The organism is Arcicella sp. BE140 (assembly GCF_031456255.1).
Lineage (GTDB): Bacteria > Bacteroidota > Bacteroidia > Cytophagales > Spirosomataceae > Arcicella > Arcicella aquatica.
In genome coordinates, this window is record NZ_JAVDUE010000001.1 from 698,542 (window position 1) to 720,396 (window position 21,855).

18 protein-coding genes and 1 tRNA gene are annotated in these 21,855 nt (G+C 34.6%); 8 read left to right on the plus strand and 11 right to left on the minus strand.

The features are described from left to right. Positions 1-264: 264 nt before the first annotated feature. The 10 genes from J2Y60_RS02880 to J2Y60_RS02925 all read right to left on the minus strand — a co-directional run bounded on the left by J2Y60_RS02880 (position 265) and on the right by J2Y60_RS02925 (position 10,392). On the minus strand, positions 265-1,029 hold the full coding sequence (locus tag J2Y60_RS02880; RefSeq protein WP_309912025.1) for a type III pantothenate kinase: 765 nt from the start codon (positions 1,027-1,029) through the stop codon (positions 265-267). A gap of 64 nt (positions 1,030-1,093) precedes the next feature. Next, positions 1,094-1,717: an HAD family phosphatase gene (locus tag J2Y60_RS02885; RefSeq protein ID WP_309912024.1), complete on the minus strand. Its 624-nt coding sequence runs from the start codon at positions 1,715-1,717 to the stop codon at positions 1,094-1,096. Between the two features lie 57 nt (positions 1,718-1,774). After that, the gene (gene nadE / locus J2Y60_RS02890) at positions 1,775-3,787 is read right to left on the minus strand and encodes an NAD(+) synthase (protein ID WP_309912023.1); all 2,013 of its coding nucleotides are present in this window, start codon (positions 3,785-3,787) and stop codon (positions 1,775-1,777) included. Positions 3,788-3,811: 24 nt separating this feature from the next. Beyond that, entirely contained in the window at positions 3,812-4,114 is a 303-nt protein-coding gene (locus tag J2Y60_RS02895; protein WP_309912022.1) for a hypothetical protein, read from the minus strand. 93 nt (positions 4,115-4,207) lie between these two features. Beyond that, the gene (locus J2Y60_RS02900) at positions 4,208-4,588 is read right to left on the minus strand and encodes a type II toxin-antitoxin system VapC family toxin (protein WP_309912021.1); all 381 of its coding nucleotides are present in this window, start codon (positions 4,586-4,588) and stop codon (positions 4,208-4,210) included. Next, entirely contained in the window at positions 4,585-4,803 is a 219-nt protein-coding gene (locus tag J2Y60_RS02905; protein WP_309912020.1) for a hypothetical protein, read from the minus strand. Before J2Y60_RS02905 ends, J2Y60_RS02900 begins: the two co-directional genes overlap by 4 nt. Before the next feature lie 246 nt (positions 4,804-5,049). Further along, positions 5,050-5,122, minus strand: a tRNA-Thr gene (locus J2Y60_RS02910). A gap of 205 nt (positions 5,123-5,327) precedes the next feature. Then, complete coding sequence (locus J2Y60_RS02915; protein ID WP_309912019.1) at positions 5,328-7,319, minus strand: DUF349 domain-containing protein; 1,992 nt, start codon at positions 7,317-7,319, stop codon at positions 5,328-5,330. Positions 7,320-7,632: 313 nt separating this feature from the next. Next, positions 7,633-8,979, minus strand: coding sequence for a methyltransferase RsmF C-terminal domain-like protein (locus tag J2Y60_RS02920; protein ID WP_309912018.1), 1,347 nt, complete (start codon positions 8,977-8,979; stop codon positions 7,633-7,635). Between the two features lie 93 nt (positions 8,980-9,072). Then, positions 9,073-10,392 carry a vanadium-dependent haloperoxidase gene (locus tag J2Y60_RS02925; RefSeq protein WP_309912017.1) on the minus strand — a complete coding sequence of 440 codons (1,320 nt, stop codon included), beginning with the start codon at positions 10,390-10,392 and terminating at the stop codon, positions 9,073-9,075. 249 nt (positions 10,393-10,641) lie between these two features. On the opposite strand from J2Y60_RS02925, the gene J2Y60_RS02930 reads away from it, so the two are divergent. After that, a complete protein-coding gene (locus tag J2Y60_RS02930) occupies positions 10,642-11,559 on the plus strand; it encodes an FAD-dependent oxidoreductase (protein WP_309958969.1) in 918 nt (305 codons plus the stop codon). Positions 11,560-11,615: 56 nt separating this feature from the next. On the opposite strand, the gene J2Y60_RS02935 is transcribed toward J2Y60_RS02930, so the two are convergent. Further along, the gene (locus J2Y60_RS02935; RefSeq protein ID WP_309912015.1) at positions 11,616-12,833 is read right to left on the minus strand and encodes an NAD(P)/FAD-dependent oxidoreductase; all 1,218 of its coding nucleotides are present in this window, start codon (positions 12,831-12,833) and stop codon (positions 11,616-11,618) included. Between the two features lie 610 nt (positions 12,834-13,443). Here J2Y60_RS02935 and J2Y60_RS02940 point away from each other — a divergent pair. From J2Y60_RS02940 to bamA, 7 genes are all read left to right on the plus strand, one after another. Further along, positions 13,444-14,223 carry an alpha/beta hydrolase gene (locus J2Y60_RS02940; protein ID WP_309912014.1) on the plus strand — a complete coding sequence of 260 codons (780 nt, stop codon included), beginning with the start codon at positions 13,444-13,446 and terminating at the stop codon, positions 14,221-14,223. Between the two features lie 72 nt (positions 14,224-14,295). Further along, the gene (locus J2Y60_RS02945; protein WP_309912013.1) at positions 14,296-14,961 is read left to right on the plus strand and encodes a CBS domain-containing protein; all 666 of its coding nucleotides are present in this window, start codon (positions 14,296-14,298) and stop codon (positions 14,959-14,961) included. A gap of 243 nt (positions 14,962-15,204) precedes the next feature. Beyond that, the gene (locus J2Y60_RS02950; protein WP_309912012.1) at positions 15,205-16,095 is read left to right on the plus strand and encodes an NAD kinase; all 891 of its coding nucleotides are present in this window, start codon (positions 15,205-15,207) and stop codon (positions 16,093-16,095) included. Positions 16,096-16,284: 189 nt separating this feature from the next. After that, positions 16,285-17,328, plus strand: coding sequence for a DUF6089 family protein (locus J2Y60_RS02955; RefSeq protein ID WP_309912011.1), 1,044 nt, complete (start codon positions 16,285-16,287; stop codon positions 17,326-17,328). A 63-nt stretch (positions 17,329-17,391) separates the two neighbouring features. Further along, positions 17,392-18,063, plus strand: a complete 672-nt coding sequence (locus J2Y60_RS02960; protein ID WP_309912010.1) for a DUF6089 family protein — start codon at positions 17,392-17,394, stop codon at positions 18,061-18,063. 307 nt (positions 18,064-18,370) lie between these two features. Continuing rightward, a complete protein-coding gene (locus J2Y60_RS02965) occupies positions 18,371-19,147 on the plus strand; it encodes an isoprenyl transferase (protein WP_309912009.1) in 777 nt (258 codons plus the stop codon). Between the two features lie 46 nt (positions 19,148-19,193). After that, the gene (gene bamA, locus J2Y60_RS02970) at positions 19,194-21,806 is read left to right on the plus strand and encodes an outer membrane protein assembly factor BamA (protein ID WP_309994535.1); all 2,613 of its coding nucleotides are present in this window, start codon (positions 19,194-19,196) and stop codon (positions 21,804-21,806) included. The last annotated feature ends 49 nt before the right edge of the window (positions 21,807-21,855 follow it).

Genomic DNA, 21,855 nt, shown 5'->3' on the forward strand with positions numbered 1-21,855 from the left:
GGATGATTATTGAAACAAAATTAATTTTATACCTACTACCTTGTTATGCAAACTACTTAATCGGCTTCCCTAAAGGATAAATGGTTGAAACAATATCATAACTAAAAAAAAGGGAACGATAAAAGGAGTAATTTGTAGCTAAGATGCAGGGTAAAAGAAAAAGGTTGCAGGTAAATTTGAAAAAAATAAAAAAAGATTTTCATAAATAAAAAATAGGCGACTTAGTGTTGAACCAAGTCGCCTATTTGGAAAATAAATTTTAAGCTATTTTACAATTTCAGAAATGATTTTTAGTCCATTCAACGTAAGTAATTTATCTACCTCATCAAATTCGTCACGTAGTGGTGTTAGAATGGACGAAAGCCCTCCAGTGGCTAAAACCAAACAATCTTGACCAACTTCTTTTTTAATTTGCCTAATCATCTCACGAACCATCCCTACATATCCCCACAGGATACCCGCTTGAATGGCATGAACGGTATTTTTACCAATGGCAGATTCTGGCATGACTAAGGGTACTTCGGGTAACTGAGCTGTATTAGAGAATAAAGATTTTACCGCTGTTTTTAACCCAGGAGCAATGGAAACCCCCAATATTTTACCTTCACCAGACACTACTGTGAAAGTAAGGGCAGTGCCGAAATCTACAATCAGACAGGCTTTTTTATAAGTATAGTAAGCATAAGTAGCATTACAAACTAAGTCTGTACCAATTTCATAAGGACTCAAAATCTCCATCTTCAATTGGTCATACATTTCTGGGCCAATAATAATAGGGTCGATACCTATCATTTCTTGTACCATTTCTTTTAGCGTACTTTTTAAATCAGGTACTACACAACTAATAATCGAGCGATTGATTTCACTTATTTTTAAACCATTTTCTAAGAAAAACAAGCGAAGCTTTGCTTCAAAATCAGAAGAACGACGAGACGAATCCGAAGGAATCCTAAATTGATGAATCCATGCGTGTTGATTGTGAATTCCGAAAACTATGTCGGTATTACCAATGTCTATGGCTAGTAGCATATTTTAATAATTAAACACGACGTGGTTTATCGCGAAGATGTATTGTATATTGATTTAAAATGTCTTATAAGTTAATGCCTAATTTAATAAATTCTTCTGCTAAAGTTTCGGGAGACTGAAAATGGATAGCCTCTAAACCGACAGCTTTTGAACCAACAATATTTTTGATGTTATCATCAATAAAAACAGCTTTGGTTCTATCAATGTTATACCTAGTCAGGATGGTTTCATAAATTTCAGGATGTGGTTTCAGCATAAATTCTTCTCCAGAAACTAGAATACCTTCAAACCAATTCAAAAACTCAAAACGTTCAAGCGACCTAGCAATCGGTAAAGTCTCTGCCGACCAGTTGGTAAGTGCGTAAACTCGATAATTAGGTGAATCAATCGCTTTCCTTAGAATTTCAACAGTACCATGAAAAGGGTCGCCCAACATTTTTACCCATTGGCCATAATAAGCCGAAATTTCATGTTCCCATTCAGGGAAAAGAGCAATTCTTTCAGCTGTAGCTTGTGCAATGGGAGTTCCAGCATCTTGTTGCTCATTCCAATGATATGGGCAAACGTGTTCAAAGAAGTAATTTCTTCTTTCTTCGTCTGGAATTACGTCGTTAAAAACATAAAGCGGATTCCAGTCGATTAATACACCGCCTAAATCAAAGATTAAAGTATTTATTTGTTGTGACATGTTGAATATTGTTATTGGATAGCTAGCTAGTTGCTCTGGGTTTAGTCTGAGAAATTATTAGAAACCAATTTTTCCTCGTCTTTTTCCTTTTCCAGCATTATTAGCATATTCTAGCATTTCAGCAATTTCTCTTTCAAAACCTCCTGATAAAATCGGAAATCTTAACCAGCTTCTAGGGTCTAGGTTGCGGTCGTCCACATGAAAACTTGGTGCATAACGCTCGCGTTTCCATTGATTTCTAGCAAAAAGTTTAAAGAACCTCTCGATAGACGTCATTAATTGCTCACGTGTGTAAATACCCTCAAACTCTACTTCCATGATTTTAAAGCAATCTGTCGGAGATTTCTTATCACGAATAGCAGAAGTTTCAATAGCATTTAATAAATCGTAAGGCATCAAATCTTCCTCATCTATTTGCTTGGCTTCAAGCGGACGTAATTCAGCAGTTGGCTGCAAATTATTCATTGCATTCAAGCCCTTAATGTTGAGTGTTCCGCCCAAACCTGTGTTTTCTAACCAACGTAGCCAGTGACGCAACCAATGCTTATCGATACCTGCAATGGGCGATATTGACCCAGAAGTATCGCCATCCATAGTGGCATAGCCAACAGATGCTTCTGAGCGATTAGAGGTTGATAACAACAACGCATTATTGATATTTGCTAATAACCAAGCACTTGGGCTACGCACCCTCGCTTGTATATTTTGGAGGGCAATATCATCCGTTTGCCAAGACAAATCTCTTCCGATAGCCCCTTGAATTAATCCTTTATAGGTTTCTACCAAACCATTAATATCAATATCATAAAAAGTAGTATTCAAATCTTGTGCTAAAGAAGTAGCCGAATGGCGCGTATCTGAAGAACTATTCTGTGTGCCTTGATATACGTTAGTAATCAGAGCAGCCGATAATTCAGCGACAGAACTACACGATTGAATAGCTTTAATATATCCTAATTTTTGTTTAAAACCCTCCAAGCCTAATTCCTGTACGGATAACTCAATGGCTAAATAACAAAGAGCCGTGATGGCAGAGGAGTCTGCACCACCAGAAAGCGAAATTACCCAGCCATTTGAACGAGATTTGCGGAGGTAATCGAACAATGCCAAAGCGATAGCTCTTGCAAATTCTTCCTCTTTTTGAAAACCATTGGCTTCCCAGTGTTCCATTGCATAATGGTTTTTGAAAGGAGGGATGTCTGGATAATCAAAAAGCACTTGAATAGCATTTGAAGCCTTGAAGTGGAATAAATTTTGGCTTTGTTCTAATCGAATTTTATCTAAATCGATTACTGCTGTGGTTAAATAATAATCTTTGTACGAAAACCTTGTACCAGATACCAACATTTCACCAGCTTGGGCAATCATGGCATCGCCATCGAAAATGGCTCTACCAGACTCATTACCTAATAAATTGGCATAAATATAAGCAACACCAAAAGCACGAGAGCCATCTTGAACGAGGCGTTCGCGGGTTTGGGTCTTAAAGAAAGCAAAGTGTGAAGCTGTGGGATTGAGAATGATATCACAGCCCTTTAAATAATGTTCTCTTCCCGGGCGATTGGCAATCCAAGCATCTTCACAAATTTCAAAGCCGATTTTTACACCACCTACTTCAAACAATAAATCGCCTACAGGATAAGTAAACTCTCCAATTCTTAATTCTGTTTTTTCACCAGCTGGCCAATGCTGAAACCAACGGGTTTCATAATGAATACCATTATTGGCAAGCGTCTTTTTGCAAGCGAAACCTCTGATTTGCTTATTGACGATTAAACAAGCTGCATTATAAATGTGATTATTAATACGAATAGGCAACCCTACACATACGGCTATACTAGAAGTATGCAAAACGATGTCTTCTAATATCTCTAAAGCAGTATCACAAGTGCTTTGTGCAAAAAACATATCTTCGCAACCATAGCCCGTAATACAAAGCTCAGGTAAACACAAAAGACTAATTTCTTGTTTTTTTGCCTCTTCGATACAAGCAATGATATTGTTTTTATTACTTTCCCATGCCAAAGGCGTTTGATTAACCACTCCGGCAGATACTTTAATTAGATTCATATGTTGTATGTTGAATAGCTAAGACTAATTCTTTTTGTCGAAATTGACTCTTTCCCCAGGAAGGGTATATTTAAATTTAGTCTTGCCAGATTTCTTATCTTTTTTACCATTGAACTTCTTGCTTCCTTTAACAGGATTCCACGGCCAATGTTTTTTGGTCGTTGTCCAAGAGAATGCTGCACGGGGACGAAAAGTTCCCCCTTCGTGTTTATGTTCAGTAGCTACGCGACAAGTCTTTTCAGGACATCGCCTTGCCCAAATGCATCCCGACAGTGTAAAGCATGAAAGTAAGAAAAGAAATAAATAAAATTGAGGATTATATTTCATCAGCATTGAGTTTGCAGAACAAAAATACACCATTTTAAAACATATCGAAAAAAAGGAGGGAAGATTTGGAGGAGAAGAAGGATAATTAAATATTTATATCCTGACAATTCTTAAACGATTTACTTTATTGAAATGATTAATATTTAAGGTAGCTAATTCAAAATCATTAAAGCGAGCTTTAGCGGCTATTATCATATTGGCTAGACCGATTTCATTATTTTTGACTTTTAATTCTTTTTTAATAGAGATTGTTTCATCAATAATTGCTTCATCCAATGATATAACGGTTAATTGCTGTAATAAAAACTCCCAAAATAAATCTTGTTGTTGATTACTACCAATCAATAGCTCATACTTAGTTATTACTGATATCGCTAAACTTTCATTTTCAGAAAAAAGCTTAAATAGCAGTGTTTTATTTTTATGCTGTTTTCTAAAATATTCAATTAAAATAGATGTATCAATTAAAATCATTTTTCTCCAATCTTATTAATTTCGTCACGATTTTTTAAATATGTCTGATATTCTTCTTCTGTCCATGTAGGACCTTCTAGTAATTTTTTTTGAAAATCAGTTAATTCCTTTTTAGAAGGTTTTTCTTCTTTAAAAGAAATTAATTTTAAATCGGCTAAATTTTTCAATAATTTATATGCCTTGGGATTCAATATTTCAACAGAGTATGTTTGCATAGCTTTATTGTTTTATCAAATTTAATTAAAACACTAGAAAGTAATTCAACTTACTTATTGCTTTTATATACTATCGAAGGGAAATATAATATTTAATGGTATAAAGGGAAGTGAATGAATAAAACTAATCGTAATTGTTTATTCTAACCAATAAGATAGGGACTTTGAGAGCAATTTCAAACGGACAGTATTTTTCAAACAAAAAACCCTTCATACGCCATGCATGAAGGGTTTTTGTAATTTTTGAGCCTTCTATCGGGATCGAACCAATGACCTACTGATTACAAGTCAGTTGCTCTACCAGCTGAGCTAAGAAGGCTTTTCTCAACGATTAGCGAGATGTTCTTCGTTTATCGTGATGCAAAATTAGTAGGTTTTGTAATACTCTCCAAACGTTTTAAGAATAAATTTTTAACATTTTGTTAAACTTTTTTGCAAGTTTCTGAATGTCAAAAGATTAAGCTTGAAAATTTTTTTCAAAAAAAACAGGGCTAACGTTGAAATTAGCCCTGTTTTAGTGATTTTTACTTTTCTGCTTCTCTGATTATCTTAATTTGATGTTTCAAATCTGATAATTCTTTTGAAGCTTTTTGAATTTTTGCTTCAACATCTTGGCGAAGCTTGTCTGCATTTTTAGATTTTGCAAAAAACTCTAAGTTATTTCTGTAAACAGCTATATCATTTTCTATCGTCTGCATTTTACGACGGATATCGTTTTCTTTACGAATTAAATCTTTTGGCGATTCTCCATGAGATTTTACCATTTCAACTTCATTCTGTAAACTTAGTTGCTCACGTTCTCTACCAGAAAGTTTTGCCATTGCACTTACATACTTGTTGATGGCATTGATATAACGTTTTCCGATATTTTGCATCTCCTTTTTAGGAACAAACCCAATTGATGCCCATTGTGATTTGAATTCAGCTAATCTAGCTGTATCAGCTCCTTCTACGGCTTCTTTCTCTATTTGTTCACAAAGTGCTGTTTTCTTTACCAAATTTGCTTCAAACTCTTTTTCTATGCTTTGGTTTTTCGCTCTTTTAGCATTAAAGAAGGCATCACAAACTGTTTTGAATTTTGTATAGATAATGTCTTTGTCTTTTTCAGGAACATGACCAATCTCACGGAATTCTTTTTGCAAACGAATAACTGTGTTAGCAGCTTCTTGAGATTCATCTTCATTAGCCAACAATGCTTCTACTTCTTCAATAATAGCATTCTTAGCTTTTAAATTTTCTTCTCTTTTGATTTCTAACAAACGGAAAAATTCTGTTTTGTTACGGAAGAACGTTTTAATATCTGACCAAAATTTATCACTTAATTCTTTGCCTTTTTCTTTAGGCATAAAACCTTTGATATTATTCCATTGGTCTTGTAAAGCTAAAAGTGCCTTTGTGCGGTCGTTCCATTCTGTAATAGAGGCTGAATTGAAGCTTGCAAATGGTTGAATCAGTTCTGCAATAGATGATTTCAAACCAAATACTTGTTCTGCTTCTGCTTTTGATGTTTCCAATTGTTCACGGCGTTTGCCATAAATAATATCTAAAGCATCTTTTACTCTTTGCCAGATAAGTTCGTTTTCTTCTTTCGGAGCAGGCCCTATGTGCTTGTATTCTTCAAACGTTGCTACGGCTTCATCTAACATTTTGCCTGTAACATTTTCAGTTTTAGACGTTTCCGCAATTTTCTCAATCTTACTACACAATTCTATTTTGTGCTGTAAATTACGCTTACGGTCTAATTCTAATAATTCAAAATATATACTGCGATTGCTATAAAATCTATCAACTAGTGCATGGAATGTCTGCCAAAGCGTATTATTATGTGGTGAGTTTACATTTCCAGCACTTTTCCATTCTTCCTGAATTTTCTTGAATTCATTAAAACCAGACTTGATATGTGCAGGATCGTTGCTGTCTTCCCCTTCAACAAGCGTTCTAAGTCTATTAATTAATACTGTTTTCTGACTGAAATTTTTGTCTTTTTCCTTCTCAATGTTGGCAAAATACTTAGAACGTTCCTCTTTGATGGCTTTGAAAAGCTTATCGAATTGTTCACTTAAAGTATCAGGCTTAAATTCGAAACCATCTTCAGAACCATCATTACTTTCTTTGAACTTTGCTAATGCTTCGTTTTTTTCAGCACTTTTTATTTGTTCAAACAATGGACGAATCTCTTTCAAAGTATCTTCAGATTTCCTAAAAATGCCAATAGACGGATTTTCTTTTACATCAGCAAGTACTTTTTCTAAAGTATTTACAAAGTCTGATTTTTGAAAATTAGAATAATCAATCAATTGGTTTTCAATTGTTTCTGGTTCTTCACTAGTTTCAAGTATCGTTGATACAAGAATAGGCTCAGGTAGCACTTCAGAGATTGTTTCAATTGGTTCAGAGGTTTCTGCAACCTCAATAATAGAGACGTCTTCCGCTTTTGGGTCTGTTGCGGATTCTGTTACTTCGATAGCTTGTGCTTCGATTTCTTCTTTAATTTCTTTTGCTTCTTCGTTAATCATGCGTTCTTTTGACAGCTCACTAAAATGTACGTTTCATTACAGTTTACTGTTACATTTGAGATAGACATTTAACAATCAGGTTTTTTACCTGCTGACAGACAGTAAATTATTGCCGGTTTAAATTTATTACTAAAAATAATGAATTAAAGATTCAATCATTAAAAGAAAATATCAAATTCTCTTTCTTAGTTTTACTTTTAACTACTTGGTTTATACTTAATAATGAATTTGGTACAAAAATAAGTAAAATACTTACAAACAATGCTCAATAATAATCTTTTCAATTAATCCTTGTGCTTTTTTAGCCTCATTACTATTCTTTGCCTAAAATTCTTTGCTCTTTTGGGTAGTAATTGTTGATTCTGTTGGGTAAAATTTTGGCCCAACCCAGTCCAAAGCCTTGAAAAGTCATCAATGACCAGCCTTTTACAGCTTGCTCTAATGCAAATTCCTCTCTTTTTAAATACTTGATAGCTTCTTGTTGTGAAAGTTCTACCTTGTTTATTTTTTCTGATAAAAATAAGCTCATTGCTAATTCATGCTCAGGAATTAAATCTTTACTTGAAAGTTTACCCATGCTAACTCCTACCTTTCTGAGGTTAAAATTAAGCTGAATTAATTGTACGATGTGTTCATGCAATGGATTAATTAAAAAAAAGTCGTCATTTTTCCCAAACCATGTATGGTCATCAATATTTTTTACCCAATTTCTGAAAATTTCTCGTTCAGTTCTACGATTATTATTTTTTATTGGTTTTCCCGAACGAATAAATACTTCTTTCTCCGAATTTCTTTTTTGAAAAGCCGTAATAAAAAAGCCTTCGCCCTTTACTTGGTCGGGATAAAACCGATACGAACCTTCGGAAATTACTTCATTGCCTAGTTTGTCCTTATTGCTTGCCACTAAATGTTGTGCTCCAAATTGCTTTTCTATCCAATCAACAATGTCTTCGTTTTCAGCTTTTGAATATGAACTAGTGGAATATATCATCACTCCCCCTTGTTTCAGACTACTCCAAGCGTCGGTAATAATGCTTTTTTGTCTTAATGCATGCTGTGCTACATTGCCAACAGACCATTCTCTGATAGTGTTAGGGTCTTTTCTAAACAAACCAGAGCCAGAACAAGGAGCATCAATTAATAGTACGTCAAAAAAACCAGAAAGTCTTGTAAAATCTCTAGGGTCATTATTCGTAACAATAGTATTCATTGTCCCCCATTTTGTTAGATTTTCAGCCAATACATTGGCACGTACTTTTAGCACATCATTGCTTACTAACAACGAATCGGGCGTTAGTAAACTAGCCAACAAAGTACTGTTCGCACCCGTACTAGCACATAAATCAAGGACTTTCAAATCTTGTGATAAATCAACGCTACTTTTCAAGATTTGGGCTAAATACATTGAACTTGCTTCTTGGAAACAGTAAGCACCCGCATGAAAAAGTGGGTCAAAAGTGGCAAGATAGTTATCAGGCAAATATTTGCCATATTCCGACCAAATGACAGACTCAGCATGATTAAACGTATCGGTTTTCTTAAAAGGATTAATGCGAACTGCAATAGGCGACGCCTCATTTTCATGCGTATCAACAAATGCATTTTCATTGAACCCTTTAATGTTTTGTAATGAACTAATTAATGATTGTGGGATTTTCATAAAGTGAAATTACACAAAAAAGCCAAACTGATTAGTTAGTCTGGCTTTTTGCTTTATTTTTTCATGAATGCACTACAGTAAAGAAAAGAGTGACTAATTCGTTTTTAATTTTCCTACAATCCAATTTCCAATGGCTCTCCCTTGTACTAAACCGTTATTTAATGCTGGTCTAAAGTGAATACCACCATACAATCGGCTAATTGATGCCTCGTCAGCAGCTTGTGTAAAAGACGTAAATTTCCGTACAGGTAAGCCATAAGGAATTTCAGTTGAATCGGCAAAAGCAACGTTATTACCTAATACAGAAGATAAAGCAACAGATGCCGCACCAGATATTACAGAGTGCCCAGAAGTATATTCAGGGAAGGGTGGTGTCTGTAAAACGGGTTGCCAATCTTTATCGATAGCAGCATTAATAATCGTTTCTGGGCGAATGCGTACTGTACGATATTTCTCTGTCCAGCAAGAAATAAATCCATCAAAAACAGCCACTGATGTCAAGAGATATGCACGTGCTGTGGTATAAATATCTGCATTTTGATTGCGACTCACCTGCGATACAATTCCCATCCAGTGACCACCCGGAGATACCTTTTTAGTAGCAAACATAGCATGCCCTGTAATATTCATTTTAAAAGGATTGCAATCCCAGAAATTACAAATGGCTCTTTGTTCGTCAGTTAAATTTTTCACAGTATTATAGCAATCCATTACTTCCTGATAATATTCACTTCCTTTTGTTAAGTCAAATTTTGAGGGAGGGACTGGGCGAAATTGTGCAGAAGAATCCATCGTAAATGAGCGAATCTTTGTCCAATGAGGCTCCACAGCATCCAAATAAGCAGGAGGAGTAGGCACCCAAGTACCTGGCTTGTTGGTAACTGTAAAACGGAAACCACGCGTTTGTTTATAATTATCCTTCTTTGAATAATTCATGATAGAAGCCGCTACGGAATCGCCAAAAGCAATAGAGTTTTCAAATACTTCTTCAGGAATACCAGTGGCTTTATAATCTGCCCAAAGTTTTTTCTCAAAATCTACATACACATCCTGTGCAAAAGTTAGGTTTTTACCAATCGTTAAAAAAGCCCTAGTGGCAGCCAAAGCATAACAATACTCTTTGTTAGGTTCTGGCTTATACACTTTCTCAAAACCATTGAATTGCCCAACCATTGATTTTAGCCCTTTGTTAGCAGGAACAAGTGCCTCATAAGCTGCTAAAGAGGCATAACTGTAAATACGGCTTGAAACAGGAGGTGGGAAAATATCATGGATAATTGATTCAGTAACTTGCAATTGCGTTTTTCTTAGAAACTCAGGGTTGTCAGCTGCTTTTTTCCAGCTTCCATCATCTTTTTTACAACTAAACAGTAGCGTAATACACGATAATATTAATACAACTTTTTTGCTCATTGGTAGGGTTTTTAAAATGATAAGGCAAAAATACAAAAGTTTATTTCCAAAAAAATGGAATAATTCTTTAAAATGGGAGATTTTAGTCATTTTTTTTAATTATTTTGATAAAAATAATAAACCTTTCTTGTCTAATTTGCCTTTTTTAATGCTTTTTAAATTGACTAGTGCCTTTATTTGTAAATTTATTTGTCTTTTTGAAACATTAAATCCTTCATGGAGTTGATTAAAAGAAACAATCATAAAATCTTGAAAATACTTATTGTTGGTGCAGGGATAGCCGGACTATCGGCTGCTAGAATTTTAGCAAAATATCACGAAGTAACTGTTTTAGATAAAGGAAGAGGTATAGGCGGAAGAATGGCTACCCGTAGAATAGGAGAGGGTGTCGCTGACCATGGAGCACAATATTTTTCAGTTCAATCAAATGATTTCCAGGTGTTTATTGATGAATTGCAAGAAAGAAAAATTGTGTCAACATGGCAATTGGCTCAGCGTTCAAATATTCGGTATTTCGGAACTGAGGGAATGAAAATGATTCCGAAGGCAATTGCTGACAATATTAATGTTATTACCAATGAAAAAGTGGTAGAGCTTTTACAAAACAAACTTATCACGGAGAGGGGAAATGAATATAGTTTTGATAAATTAATTCTTACTCAACCCATTCCACAGATACGAGAATTGTTGGAACAATCATCAATGTTGATTTCTTCTATTGACGATACCGTTTTGAATGCTATCAAGTACCAACCTTGTATTGCTGTAATAGCACTTTTAAATAAGGCAACTTCCTTTGAAAGCGGAGGTATTATGATGGATAATCATCCTATAGCTTGGATAGCCGATAATTTTCAAAAAGGTATTTCTCATAAGCCTACTGTTACTCTTCATGCTTCCCATGAATTCAGTAAACAAAATTTAGAAGGTGATTTGAATCAAATTGGGAAGAAAATGCTTGAATCTGTCCAAGTATTTATCCCCCAATCATCAATCGAAACTTTTCAGGTACATCGTTGGCGGTATAGCTTGGCGTCAAGTAGATATTCAGCTTCATTTTATCAGCTTGAAGGTAAACAGATTTTTCTGGCTGGTGATGGTTTTGGTATAGGAAATGTAGAAGGGGCTTTTTTATCAGGATTGACACTGGCAAAGGCTTTATTATAATAAACAGACTTCTCTGAAAAGTGTTTATCATGTCTTTTCAGAGAAGTAATACTATGTTAAATATTCTCAGCAACTTTTCTACCTGTCATCATCGCAGCATTTAAAGATGGATATGCCGTATAGTCACCACATCGATATAGCACATCGCTTAGTTGTAATGGGTATCCCTTTGAATTGTCTTCATTGAAAGTAGCTAAAGCTTGGGGAATATGATATGTTTTGATATGTTTCCAATTGATTGCCTCTTTCCCAAACCATGTAACTAATTCTTGTTGAATGCTAGTTGTTAGAGCTTGCTGGTCTTGTGTATCTAGTCCTTGTGTTGAAACCGAAATAAGCGATTTGCCAAGTGGTGCATAATTAGGAGCTATATCGCTTGGGACACACAAATTATGAACTTTAGCATTTCTATCAGGATTTAGTACGAGTAGTTTTTCAGTGAGAGGAGATTGCTCTGCTGCAAAATAGGTACAAGTTGTTTTATTGAATTTAATTTCTTGCTTTTTTCCTAAAAGTTGTTCAGCAGCAAACCCATCAGTAGCCAGCACAATTTTTTCGCCATAAAGCTTTTCTCCATTCGCCAAGTACACATTATTACCTTCTATTTTTACTACTTTGGTATTTAAGCGAATTGAATGTGCGGGTAATGTACTGGCTATTTGTAAGGGTATTTCGTGCATGCCATTTGCAGGAATAGCAGCTTCGCCTTGATTGAATTTATCAAAAATAAACTTAAAGAAATTAGCAGAAGTTGTTAAATCATCTTCCAGAAATACTCCACCAAAAAATGGTTTGAAAAACTGTAGTATCATTTTCTCTGACACATTATAGTTTTGAAGAAATTTCAATGTCGATTGGTATTTATTTTCAAAAACATCATCTTGGATGTTTTGTATGTCCATAATTAATCTCAAAATTCTGAGTTTATCGGCTAAAGTACCAATGCTCGAAAACAAAGTAGAGAACAGCGCTGAAGGATCTTTCAATGGGTTTAGCATTGATATGAATTTATTTTGCTCGTTATCTCTAATCAAAGCACCAGATTTAAATGTTTTTAAATTTAAGTTTTCATAATTGAGCAGCTTTAATGCTTCAGGATACGCCGTGAGTAGAATTTGAAAGCCTCTGTCCAATAAAAAGCCATCTTGCTTATCAGTTCTTACACGCCCCCCAACTGCTTCGCTTGCTTCTAAAATTAATGATTCTATCCCTCTGTTTTGTAAATATCTGGCACATGTTAAGCCAGCAATGCCACCTCCGATAATGATAACCATTGTTATATTGATTTTAATTTTTTTAAAATAGTTTCTTAATTATATGTAGCTTTTAGTCTAGTTGTATTATAGATTTTGAGAGCTTTTGTTAGATTTGTCTTAATAATAGATTTAACAAACTTAAAGTCAAAGAGTTTTGACTTTCATGAAAATTGCTCAAAATCATTATGACAAAATGAAGGAAAATATAATTATTCTAATATTGTAAAATGGGTAGTTTTTCTGGAAATATGAGAAAAGATGAATTATTAAATTTACATTCATCTAAACAATTGAAATAATTATATTTTAAGTGTTTTGGTATAAATTGTTGTAAATCAGGTATTTGAATAATTTTTTACATAAAAATGAATTTATCTTAATCTAATTTGTTTAAACTAATAACATATAATTAATATACTTTTCAGAGATTTTTTATTATTTTGCATCACATTTAAAATCTATGTAAAATTGAATTAAACCGATAACCTATTTAAAAGAAGTATTAAATTTTTAAGGAAAATTGTATTTTATTTAGATTGGTTGAAAAGTTGGAGTACCCACAAGCAACTATTTTTTTGATTAGACTGTAAAAGTTAAAATCATCATCAATTTTTAAAATTATACTGATATGAACTATCAAATTCACGAAGGAAATGGCTACAAGTACATCGACGAAGGAGAAGGAGAGATTCTTTTTTTACTTCATGGGCTTTTCGGTGCGTTAAGCAACTGGGAAGGAGTAATTGAAGGCTTCAAAAATAAATACCGCGTTATTATTCCAATGATGCCAATTTATGAAATGCCCATAACCAAAGCTGGATGTGAAGGATTGACAGAATTCATTGAAGGGTTTGTGAATTGGAAAGGTTTTGATGAATTAACACTTCTGGGCAATTCTTTGGGCGGGCACGTTTCTTTGATATATACCCTAAGAAACCCTTCAAAAGTAAAAAGATTAGTACTTACTGGTAGCTCGGGGCTTTTTGAAGACGGCATGGGCGGGTCGTACCCAAAACGTGGAAACTATCAATACATTAAAGAAAGGGTAGAATATACTTTTTATCGTCCAGAAACAGCCACAAAAGAGCTGATTGACGAAGTGTTTGAAATAACAAACAGTGCATCTAAAGTAATTAGAATTATCTCTATTGCAAAGTCGGCACAGCGGAACAATATGGCCAAAGATGTTGTTAAAATTAAAGTACCAACACTATTGGTTTGGGGATTGAACGACACCATAACGCCGCCACAAGTAGGTCATGAATTCAATCGTTTAATTGAAAATTCTGAGTTACATTTTATAGATAAGTGTAGTCATGCACCTATGATGGAGTGTCCAGAAAGATTTAATGAAATTTTGGATGGATGGCTCGAAAAGACTCCTATTCGTGTAGTTGAGTTGGTATAATCAACTTAAAATTTGGAATTTATCAATAATTAACTATATTAGCTTAATTATATTAAATTTCATCAACACAATATGCTCGCAAACAATTTTATTAATCCAATGTTGCCAGTACTAAAATCTTCAGATACAGTAGGAGATGCGTTAAACTGGATGGAAGAATATAGAATAGGACAATTGCCATTGATTCATGAACAAGAATACCAAGGTTTAATTAGCCAAGATGTTCTGATAGATGCCGATGAAGACTTACCTCTTTTGGCCCTACAACCAGAATTTGAAGAAGTATTTGTAAATGTTCACCAACATACTTTTGAAATTCTAAAAATTGTTCAGCAATACAATTTACAAGCGATTGTAGTATTGGATGAAGAACAAAATTTTGCAGGAACAATCAGTGTACAAGAATTACTTACTCAGTTTTCAAAAAGCTTAGGTTCGCAGGAAATTGGGGCAGTGTTAGAAATAGCTGTTGAAAATAGAAGCTATTCGCTTTCTGAAATTAGTAGATTGATTGAATCTAACAATGTAAAAATAATTAGTTCATATTACACAAGTGGTGGTGGACTAGAAGATTCAAAAGATATTTTAACGTTAAAATTAAATCAGCAAGATATTTCAAGAGTAATAGCCACCCTCGAACGTTTTGAGTACGATATCGTCGGAGCTTATAATTTTGAAGAGATTACTTCGCCAGATAAAGAGCGATACAATATGCTGATGAAATATTTAGATATATAAAAAAAGCTCTTGAGAAAACCTCAAGAGCTTTTTTTGTAAAAACATACCTTAGTATTTTTTAGAAGTAAGAAAAAATAGCACTTAAACGTTTTTCTACGTGAAAATCACAAACAAATACTAATATTCAAACCTAAAAGTTTGGCAATTCCCCATCTTCTTTCTTCTTTTGTTTTTTAGATAGATAAATAAGCAGTTTTTATCAAATTGTTTAATAAAGCTTTCAACCCACACAGACAATACAAGATGAAAATAGCCATTCATGGGCGAAACTTTAAGGATGAAATCAAACCTTTTGTGCAACAAATGTTTGATTTTCTGGCTCAAAAAGGAGTTGAAATTCAAATCTCTGATGTCTATCAACAGTTTTTAGCTGAGATAGGAGTAAACCACCATGCGACCCAATTTTATACTTCTCAAGACGACCTCTTTGATGCCAATTTGGTTTTAAGTTTGGGTGGAGATGGCACATTACTAGATGCTGTGACACATGTTAGCAAAAGAGAAACACCAATTCTTGGAATTAATACAGGGAGATTGGGTTTTTTGGCAACGGTTTCTCCTGATAAAATTACCGAAAGCTTGAATGAAATCTTTGCTAGCCATTATACCTTAGACCCTCGCACGTTAGTAAGCGTTGAAACACGCCTTAATAATGAACCCATTGATATTTTTAATGGCATCAATTTTGGACTGAATGAATTGGGTATCATGAAAACCGATACTTCTTCCATGATTATGTTGAAGGCATATTTAAATGGAGAGTTTTTAAATACTTACTGGGCTGATGGTTTAATCATTGCTACTGCTACAGGGTCAACGGGCTACAACCTTAGTGTAGGGGGGCCGTTGGTCATGCCAAGTTCTGATATTTTTGTGATTTCGCCAATGAGTCCTCATAATTTGAATGTACGTCCTTTAGTCGTTTCTACAGATGTAATCTTGGATTTTGAAGTAGAGAGCCGCAGCAATAGCTGTTTGATTTCTTTAGATGCACGCTCTAAAGTAATAGACAGTAATGTGAAAATTAGGATGAAAAGAGAGGCTTTTAAAGCAAATATCATTAAATTGAGTGATAGTAATTTTTTGAATACCCTTAGGAGTAAACTTAATTGGGGTTTTGATGCTAGAAATTAATACTTTGCTCAAAAGTTAAATTATACTGTTTGTTTCCATGATAATATATTATTTTCGTAGCAAAATTTAAGGGTAAATCATAACAAACGCACCTATTTTACGTTAAGAAAAAGTGTAAACACAGCTTTGAGAGATATTTTACTAAAAAGATAAATTAACCACATTGACTCCATCCATTACCAGACAAATATGAAAAAATATTCTTCAATACTTCTGATATTGATAATTTGTGCATTGAATACACAAGATTTAAAGGCACAATTTAGGTTTTCAAATCTTTTCGGAGGCAAAGATAAGCCACGTAAAAACAGATTATTTGAGCCCAACTCTAATGTCAGCTTAGGAATAGGTACATCTAGTTATTATGGCGATATTTCTCCATACAACAGATTTTTGCCATCTACCATAAATGGAATGCGTTGGAATGTCAATTTCAATTTTACACGTCAACTTTCACCAACATTTGGCTTACGTTTTGGACTTACTTATGCAAGAATCTCTGGAGACGATAATTATCTTGAAGGCGTAAAAGGCTATGAAGCTAACTTTATTAGAAATCTACATTTTAGAAATGACATTAAAGAACTTTCTATTACTGGCCAATACGATTTTGTACGTACTAGTCGTAGTTATTTACGCAGAGCAAGCATTATTCCTTATATTTTTGGAGGAGTAGGCGTTTTTGCTCATGACCCAGTGGCTAAACCTCAAGCTTCTTTATATGGCAATGATTGGGTGCGTTTGCAACCACTTCATACCGAAGGACAAGGTTTACCGGGCTATCCTAATGCTCCTTATTCGTTAATTAGTGTTTCCTTCCCTGTAGGTGTTGGGGTTAAATATAGACTAAATCGCAATTGGGATTTAGGTATCGAACTCAGCTACCGTTATACATTAAGCGATTATTTGGATGATGTTAGTGGCAATTTTGCTAACTCTGCCGATTTACAAGCTCAAAGTCCTATAGCAGCATCAATGGGTAATAGATCGTTAGAAAAAATTGCAGCTCGTACTGGAAAAGACCGTACTCAGGGCGTTATTAACTATTTAACAGCAAAAGGTTTTTATGACCCAGCATCACCATACGACCCTTTTACTTTGACGTCGATTCCTGGTTTTTCAGACAAAACAGACTTGCGAGGAAACCCGAAGTATAATGATTCTTATTTATTAACTACGGTAAAATTGATTTATCATATTCCAAATAAAATTAAATGCCCAGTTGTCCGTTAATCAATCTGGAATAACATTCATGAACAGTCAGGTGTATATTTCACCTGACTTTTTTTATTAATTATGACATTATCTAAAAAGTTTTTCCTTTTGGTATTTTGCCTAACAAGCTTGAATACTTTTGCACAAAAAATTGAAATAGGAGGAGGTTTAGGAGCAATGAACTATAAAGGAGATATATCTCCTAACTTTTCCCCAGCTTTTGCTCGTTTGGGGGGTAATCTTCTGTTTAGATACAACCCCAATAAAATAGTATCATTCAGAAGCAATTTGGTGTTGGGCTCAATTTATGGAGATGATAGCAAAGTAGATGATTCATTCAATCAACTGAGAGGGAAGACTTTCAAGACCTCCATCAGTGAATTGAATGTAGTAACGGAATACAACTTTTTTGACTACAAATACAACCGTTATCACAAAGACTGGACTCCTTATGTGTTCGGGGGGGTAGGACTCATGAGTTTCTCTCCAAGAGATGAAAAAACGAGTGATTATAAAACACTTCAAGTAGTAATTCCTTTTGGGATAGGTATTAAATACAATGTGACAGGGCCGTGGGATATTAACGTAGAATTTGGTACTAGAAAAACATTTACCGATTATTTAGATAATTTGGGGGGTGATAACCCTGCACTCCCGAAAAATCAACAAAACGATTATAGTCGTGCAGATATGTATTACTATACCTCTCTGTCTTTAACCTACAAATTTATCAAAGTGTATTGTCCTAAATAAGAAAAAATTTCAAGGTTTATTGATTGAACATAAAGGAATAATAGGCCTAAAAACCTGCTATTGTTTTATGTTCAATTGTTTTTTATGCAGTTTTAAATCCATTCTTACTCGCAATAAGCCTTTCTTGATTTTGAATAGGATAGGGAATTCGTTAAATTTGTCATATTATTCCCAAAAAGTACTCCTAGTCCATTTTTTGACTTACAAACAAAGTTTTAAAAGCTACAAGAAGAACTAAGCACTCTAGGAATTAAAGGCTCAGAACTTGCTTCTTGCGTGTTTGAAGGCCTACTATTATAAGTTTTATGTGTTAAAAAGTGTTAAATCGGTGAAAGAACAATTAGACCCTAACAATCTACCAAAACATATTGCCGTTATCATGGACGGAAACGGACGATGGGCAAAACAGCAAGGCTTCGTTGATAGAATTTTCGGACATAGAAATGCTTTAAAAGCAGTGAAAGAAGCCATTGAGGGTTGTGCTGAAATAGGTGTCAAATATTTAACACTTTATGCTTTTTCAACTGAAAACTGGAACCGTCCGAAAGCAGAAGTAGATGCTTTGATGATGCTTTTGATTAGTGCGCTAAAAGACGAACTGGAAGACATGAAAAAAAACAATGTACGATTAGATACCATAGGTGCTATTGATACATTGCCTGAAAGTTCGCAGAGAGTACTTAGAAGTGCTATTGAAGAAACAAAAGATAATACAGGCGTAGTAGTTATTTTAGCCTTGAGCTATAGCGGTAAATGGGATATTATCACCACTGCAAAAAAAATAGCACAGCAGGTGAAAAATGGAGAAATAGCCATTGATGATATTAACGAACAGCTTTTTGAACAATCTTTGGATACGAAAGGAATACCCAATCCTGATTTAATGATTCGTACAGGAGGCGACCATCGCATTAGTAATTTTATGCTGTGGCAATTAGCTTATTCTGAATTGTATATTTTTGAAGAATTGTTCTGGCCTGATTTCAGACGCGAACACCTTTTTGAGGCAATCCTTAATTATCAAGAACGTGAACGGAGATTTGGCAAAACTTCAGAGCAAATTAAAAACCCAATTAATGCTTAAAATACAAATGTATTCTTTCTCATCAGAATTGAGAACTATTCGCACAATGAAAAAATATACTTTACTGCTTTCATGCTTATTAATTTCTTTCCTTTCACAAGCACAATTGCGTGGTGCAATGGGAGCACGTTCGCCAATTGCTGAAAAAGCGGTTGAATTGAATTATGCAGAACCAAGAGAATATGAAATTGCTGAAATTACCACGACTGGCTCTAAATTCTATGATGGCAACTCAATGATTTCGCTTTCGGGACTTAGAGTAGGAGATAAAATTAGGGTTCCGGGTGATGCCGCTACTTCTGCCATTAAGAAATTAATGAGTCAGGGGATTTTAGAAGAAGTACAAGTAGAAGCTACTAAAATTGAAGGTGATAAAATTTGGTTGAATATTGTTATCAAAGAAAGACCTAGGTTGTATAAACTAGAATACACAGGAATTAAAAAAGGAGAACAAGAAACACTAAGTGATAAAATTAAAACCTACAAAGGTAAAATCGTTACTGAAACGGTTAAGAAAAACGTAGAGTTAGCAATTAAGAAATTTTATCAAGATAAAGGCTATTTGAACGTAAGTATCAAAATTGCTGAAAGAACAGATTCTCTTCGTGGTAATAATGCTACGATGAAAGTGGCTATCAAAAAAGGCGATAAAGTTAAAATTTCAAAAATCGAATTTGTTGGTAGAACTGAAATAAAAGAAAGTATTCTGCGTCGTAAATTGAAAGGTACTAAGCAAAAGGCGTTCTATAAAATATTTACTTCTTCAAAATATGTCCCTAAAAAGTTTGAAGAGGATAAGATAAAGCTGATTGAGTTCTATAACAAAAAAGGGTACAGAGATGCTCAACTTATCTCTGACTCAGTATTCAAAGACTCAGAGAAAACGGTTAAAATTATCCTTAAATTAGATGAAGGTAAGCAGTATCATTATAGAAACATCTATTGGGAAGGAAACTACATTTATCCAGATTCAATTTTAACAGAATTGTTAGGCGTTAAAAAAGGAGATGTTTATAACGTAGAAGATTTAGAAAAACGTTTGAATGGAAAACCTGGCGAAGACGTAAGTTCAGCCTATATGGATAATGGTTATTTATTCTATCAATGTGAACCTGTTGAAACTGCAGTTGCTGGAGATTCGATGGACATGACTTTTAGAATTACTGAGGGTAAGCAAGCAACCATCAATAAAGTTATTGTAAATGGTAATACTAAAACTTCTGACCACGTGGTAATGCGTGAGATTAGAACCTTACCAGGACAAAAATTTAGTAAATCTGCCATCATTCGTACCGTTCGTGAATTATCAACGATTGGTTATTTTAACCCTGAAAAAATCACCCCGAACCCAATTCCAAAAGCTGACGGAACGGTTGATATAGAATACAATGTAGAAGAAAAACCTTCTGACCAGATAGAGCTTTCTGGTGGTTGGGGTGGTTATATTGGTTTTGTGGGTACTTTAGGGGTAACCTTCAATAACTTCTCTGCTAGAAATATTGGGAACCTAAGTGCTTGGAAACCATTGCCTTCAGGTGACGGACAAAAACTTTCTGTTCGTTTTCAAGCGAATGGTACATCTTTCCAAAACTATTCCTTATCATTTACTGAGCCTTGGCTAGGAGGGAAGAAACCAAATTCATTCTCAATCTCATTGAGTAGAAGTATTTCATATCCATATAAAATTCAGCAGTATAATCAGTTGAGTGGCTATGGTTCGGGTTATGGAAGTAGTTTATATGGTTATGGAAGTGGCTATGGTTATGGCTACGGTACAGGATTAAATACATCAACTTCTGATAGTGCTACTGCGGCTCAGAATGATGCACACTTTAATAGTACAACCTTAGCATTCAGTTTAGGAAAGCGTTTAAAAGTTCCTGATGATTATTTCTCATTGAGTAATTCATTATCGCTTCAACTGATTGATGTGAAGAACTTACCTTATTATGGCTATCCAGAAGGAAATTCAGTAGCAGTTTCATTTGTTACTAACTTCTCTAGAAATAGTATTGATAACCCTACTTTCCCACGTTCAGGGTCTAGTTTCTCATTAACAGCTTCATTAACACCTCCATACTCTTTGTTTGGTGGCGATAATAAAAACTTAATTGAATATCATAAATGGATGTTTGATGCCTCATGGTTTACGCCAATTACTAGCAAGCTGGTCTTCCACATGCGTACACACATGGGTTTCTTAGGGTCGTATAATTCTAGTAAAGACATTACTCGTTTTGAACGATTTGACCTTGGAGGATCTGGTATGCAAACGGGTTATAATGTTATTAGCCGTGATATCATTGCTTTGCGTGGATATAAGGATAGAGTATTTGGGTCGCAAGGTAGCTTGCCGAGTGGTGGGGTTGCTTATAACAAATTTGTAATGGAGGTTCGTTATCCAGTTTCATTGAACCCATCAGCAACAATCTTCTTATTAGGTTTTGCTGAAGGTGGAAACAACTTTGCTAACTATTCAGAATACAATCCATTTAAATTGTATAAGTCGGCTGGATTTGGTGCTAGAATCTTCATGCCTGCATTCGGGATGATTGGTATTGACTATGGTTTTGCTTTTGATAAAGTGCCAGGACAAACTTCAAGCAATAGCTTTGGTCAGCAGGCATTTACTTTCTCAATAGGTCAGCAAATTCGTTAATAATAAATATTAAGCTTAGCACTAGCCGATTGATAAATTGGCTAGTGCT

What these genes read in the sequence shown, in the direction of transcription:
- J2Y60_RS02880 (WP_309912025.1), bottom strand. Translation starts at nt 1,029, where the DNA reads ATGCTACTAGCCATAGACATTGGTAATACCGACATAGTTTTCGGAATT.
- J2Y60_RS02885 (WP_309912024.1), bottom strand. Translation starts at nt 1,717, where the DNA reads ATGTCACAACAAATAAATACTTTAATCTTTGATTTAGGCGGTGTATTA.
- nadE (WP_309912023.1), bottom strand. Translation starts at nt 3,787, where the DNA reads ATGAATCTAATTAAAGTATCTGCCGGAGTGGTTAATCAAACGCCTTTG.
- J2Y60_RS02895 (WP_309912022.1), bottom strand. Translation starts at nt 4,114, where the DNA reads ATGAAATATAATCCTCAATTTTATTTATTTCTTTTCTTACTTTCATGC.
- J2Y60_RS02900 (WP_309912021.1), bottom strand. Translation starts at nt 4,588, where the DNA reads ATGATTTTAATTGATACATCTATTTTAATTGAATATTTTAGAAAACAG.
- J2Y60_RS02905 (WP_309912020.1), bottom strand. Translation starts at nt 4,803, where the DNA reads ATGCAAACATACTCTGTTGAAATATTGAATCCCAAGGCATATAAATTA.
- J2Y60_RS02915 (WP_309912019.1), bottom strand. Translation starts at nt 7,319, where the DNA reads ATGATTAACGAAGAAGCAAAAGAAATTAAAGAAGAAATCGAAGCACAA.
- J2Y60_RS02920 (WP_309912018.1), bottom strand. Translation starts at nt 8,979, where the DNA reads ATGAAAATCCCACAATCATTAATTAGTTCATTACAAAACATTAAAGGG.
- J2Y60_RS02925 (WP_309912017.1), bottom strand. Translation starts at nt 10,392, where the DNA reads ATGAGCAAAAAAGTTGTATTAATATTATCGTGTATTACGCTACTGTTT.
- J2Y60_RS02935 (WP_309912015.1), bottom strand. Translation starts at nt 12,833, where the DNA reads ATGGTTATCATTATCGGAGGTGGCATTGCTGGCTTAACATGTGCCAGA.
- J2Y60_RS02940 (WP_309912014.1), top strand. Translation starts at nt 13,444, where the DNA reads ATGAACTATCAAATTCACGAAGGAAATGGCTACAAGTACATCGACGAA.
- J2Y60_RS02945 (WP_309912013.1), top strand. Translation starts at nt 14,296, where the DNA reads ATGCTCGCAAACAATTTTATTAATCCAATGTTGCCAGTACTAAAATCT.
- J2Y60_RS02950 (WP_309912012.1), top strand. Translation starts at nt 15,205, where the DNA reads ATGAAAATAGCCATTCATGGGCGAAACTTTAAGGATGAAATCAAACCT.
- J2Y60_RS02955 (WP_309912011.1), top strand. Translation starts at nt 16,285, where the DNA reads ATGAAAAAATATTCTTCAATACTTCTGATATTGATAATTTGTGCATTG.
- J2Y60_RS02960 (WP_309912010.1), top strand. Translation starts at nt 17,392, where the DNA reads ATGACATTATCTAAAAAGTTTTTCCTTTTGGTATTTTGCCTAACAAGC.
- bamA (WP_309994535.1), top strand. Translation starts at nt 19,194, where the DNA reads ATGAAAAAATATACTTTACTGCTTTCATGCTTATTAATTTCTTTCCTT.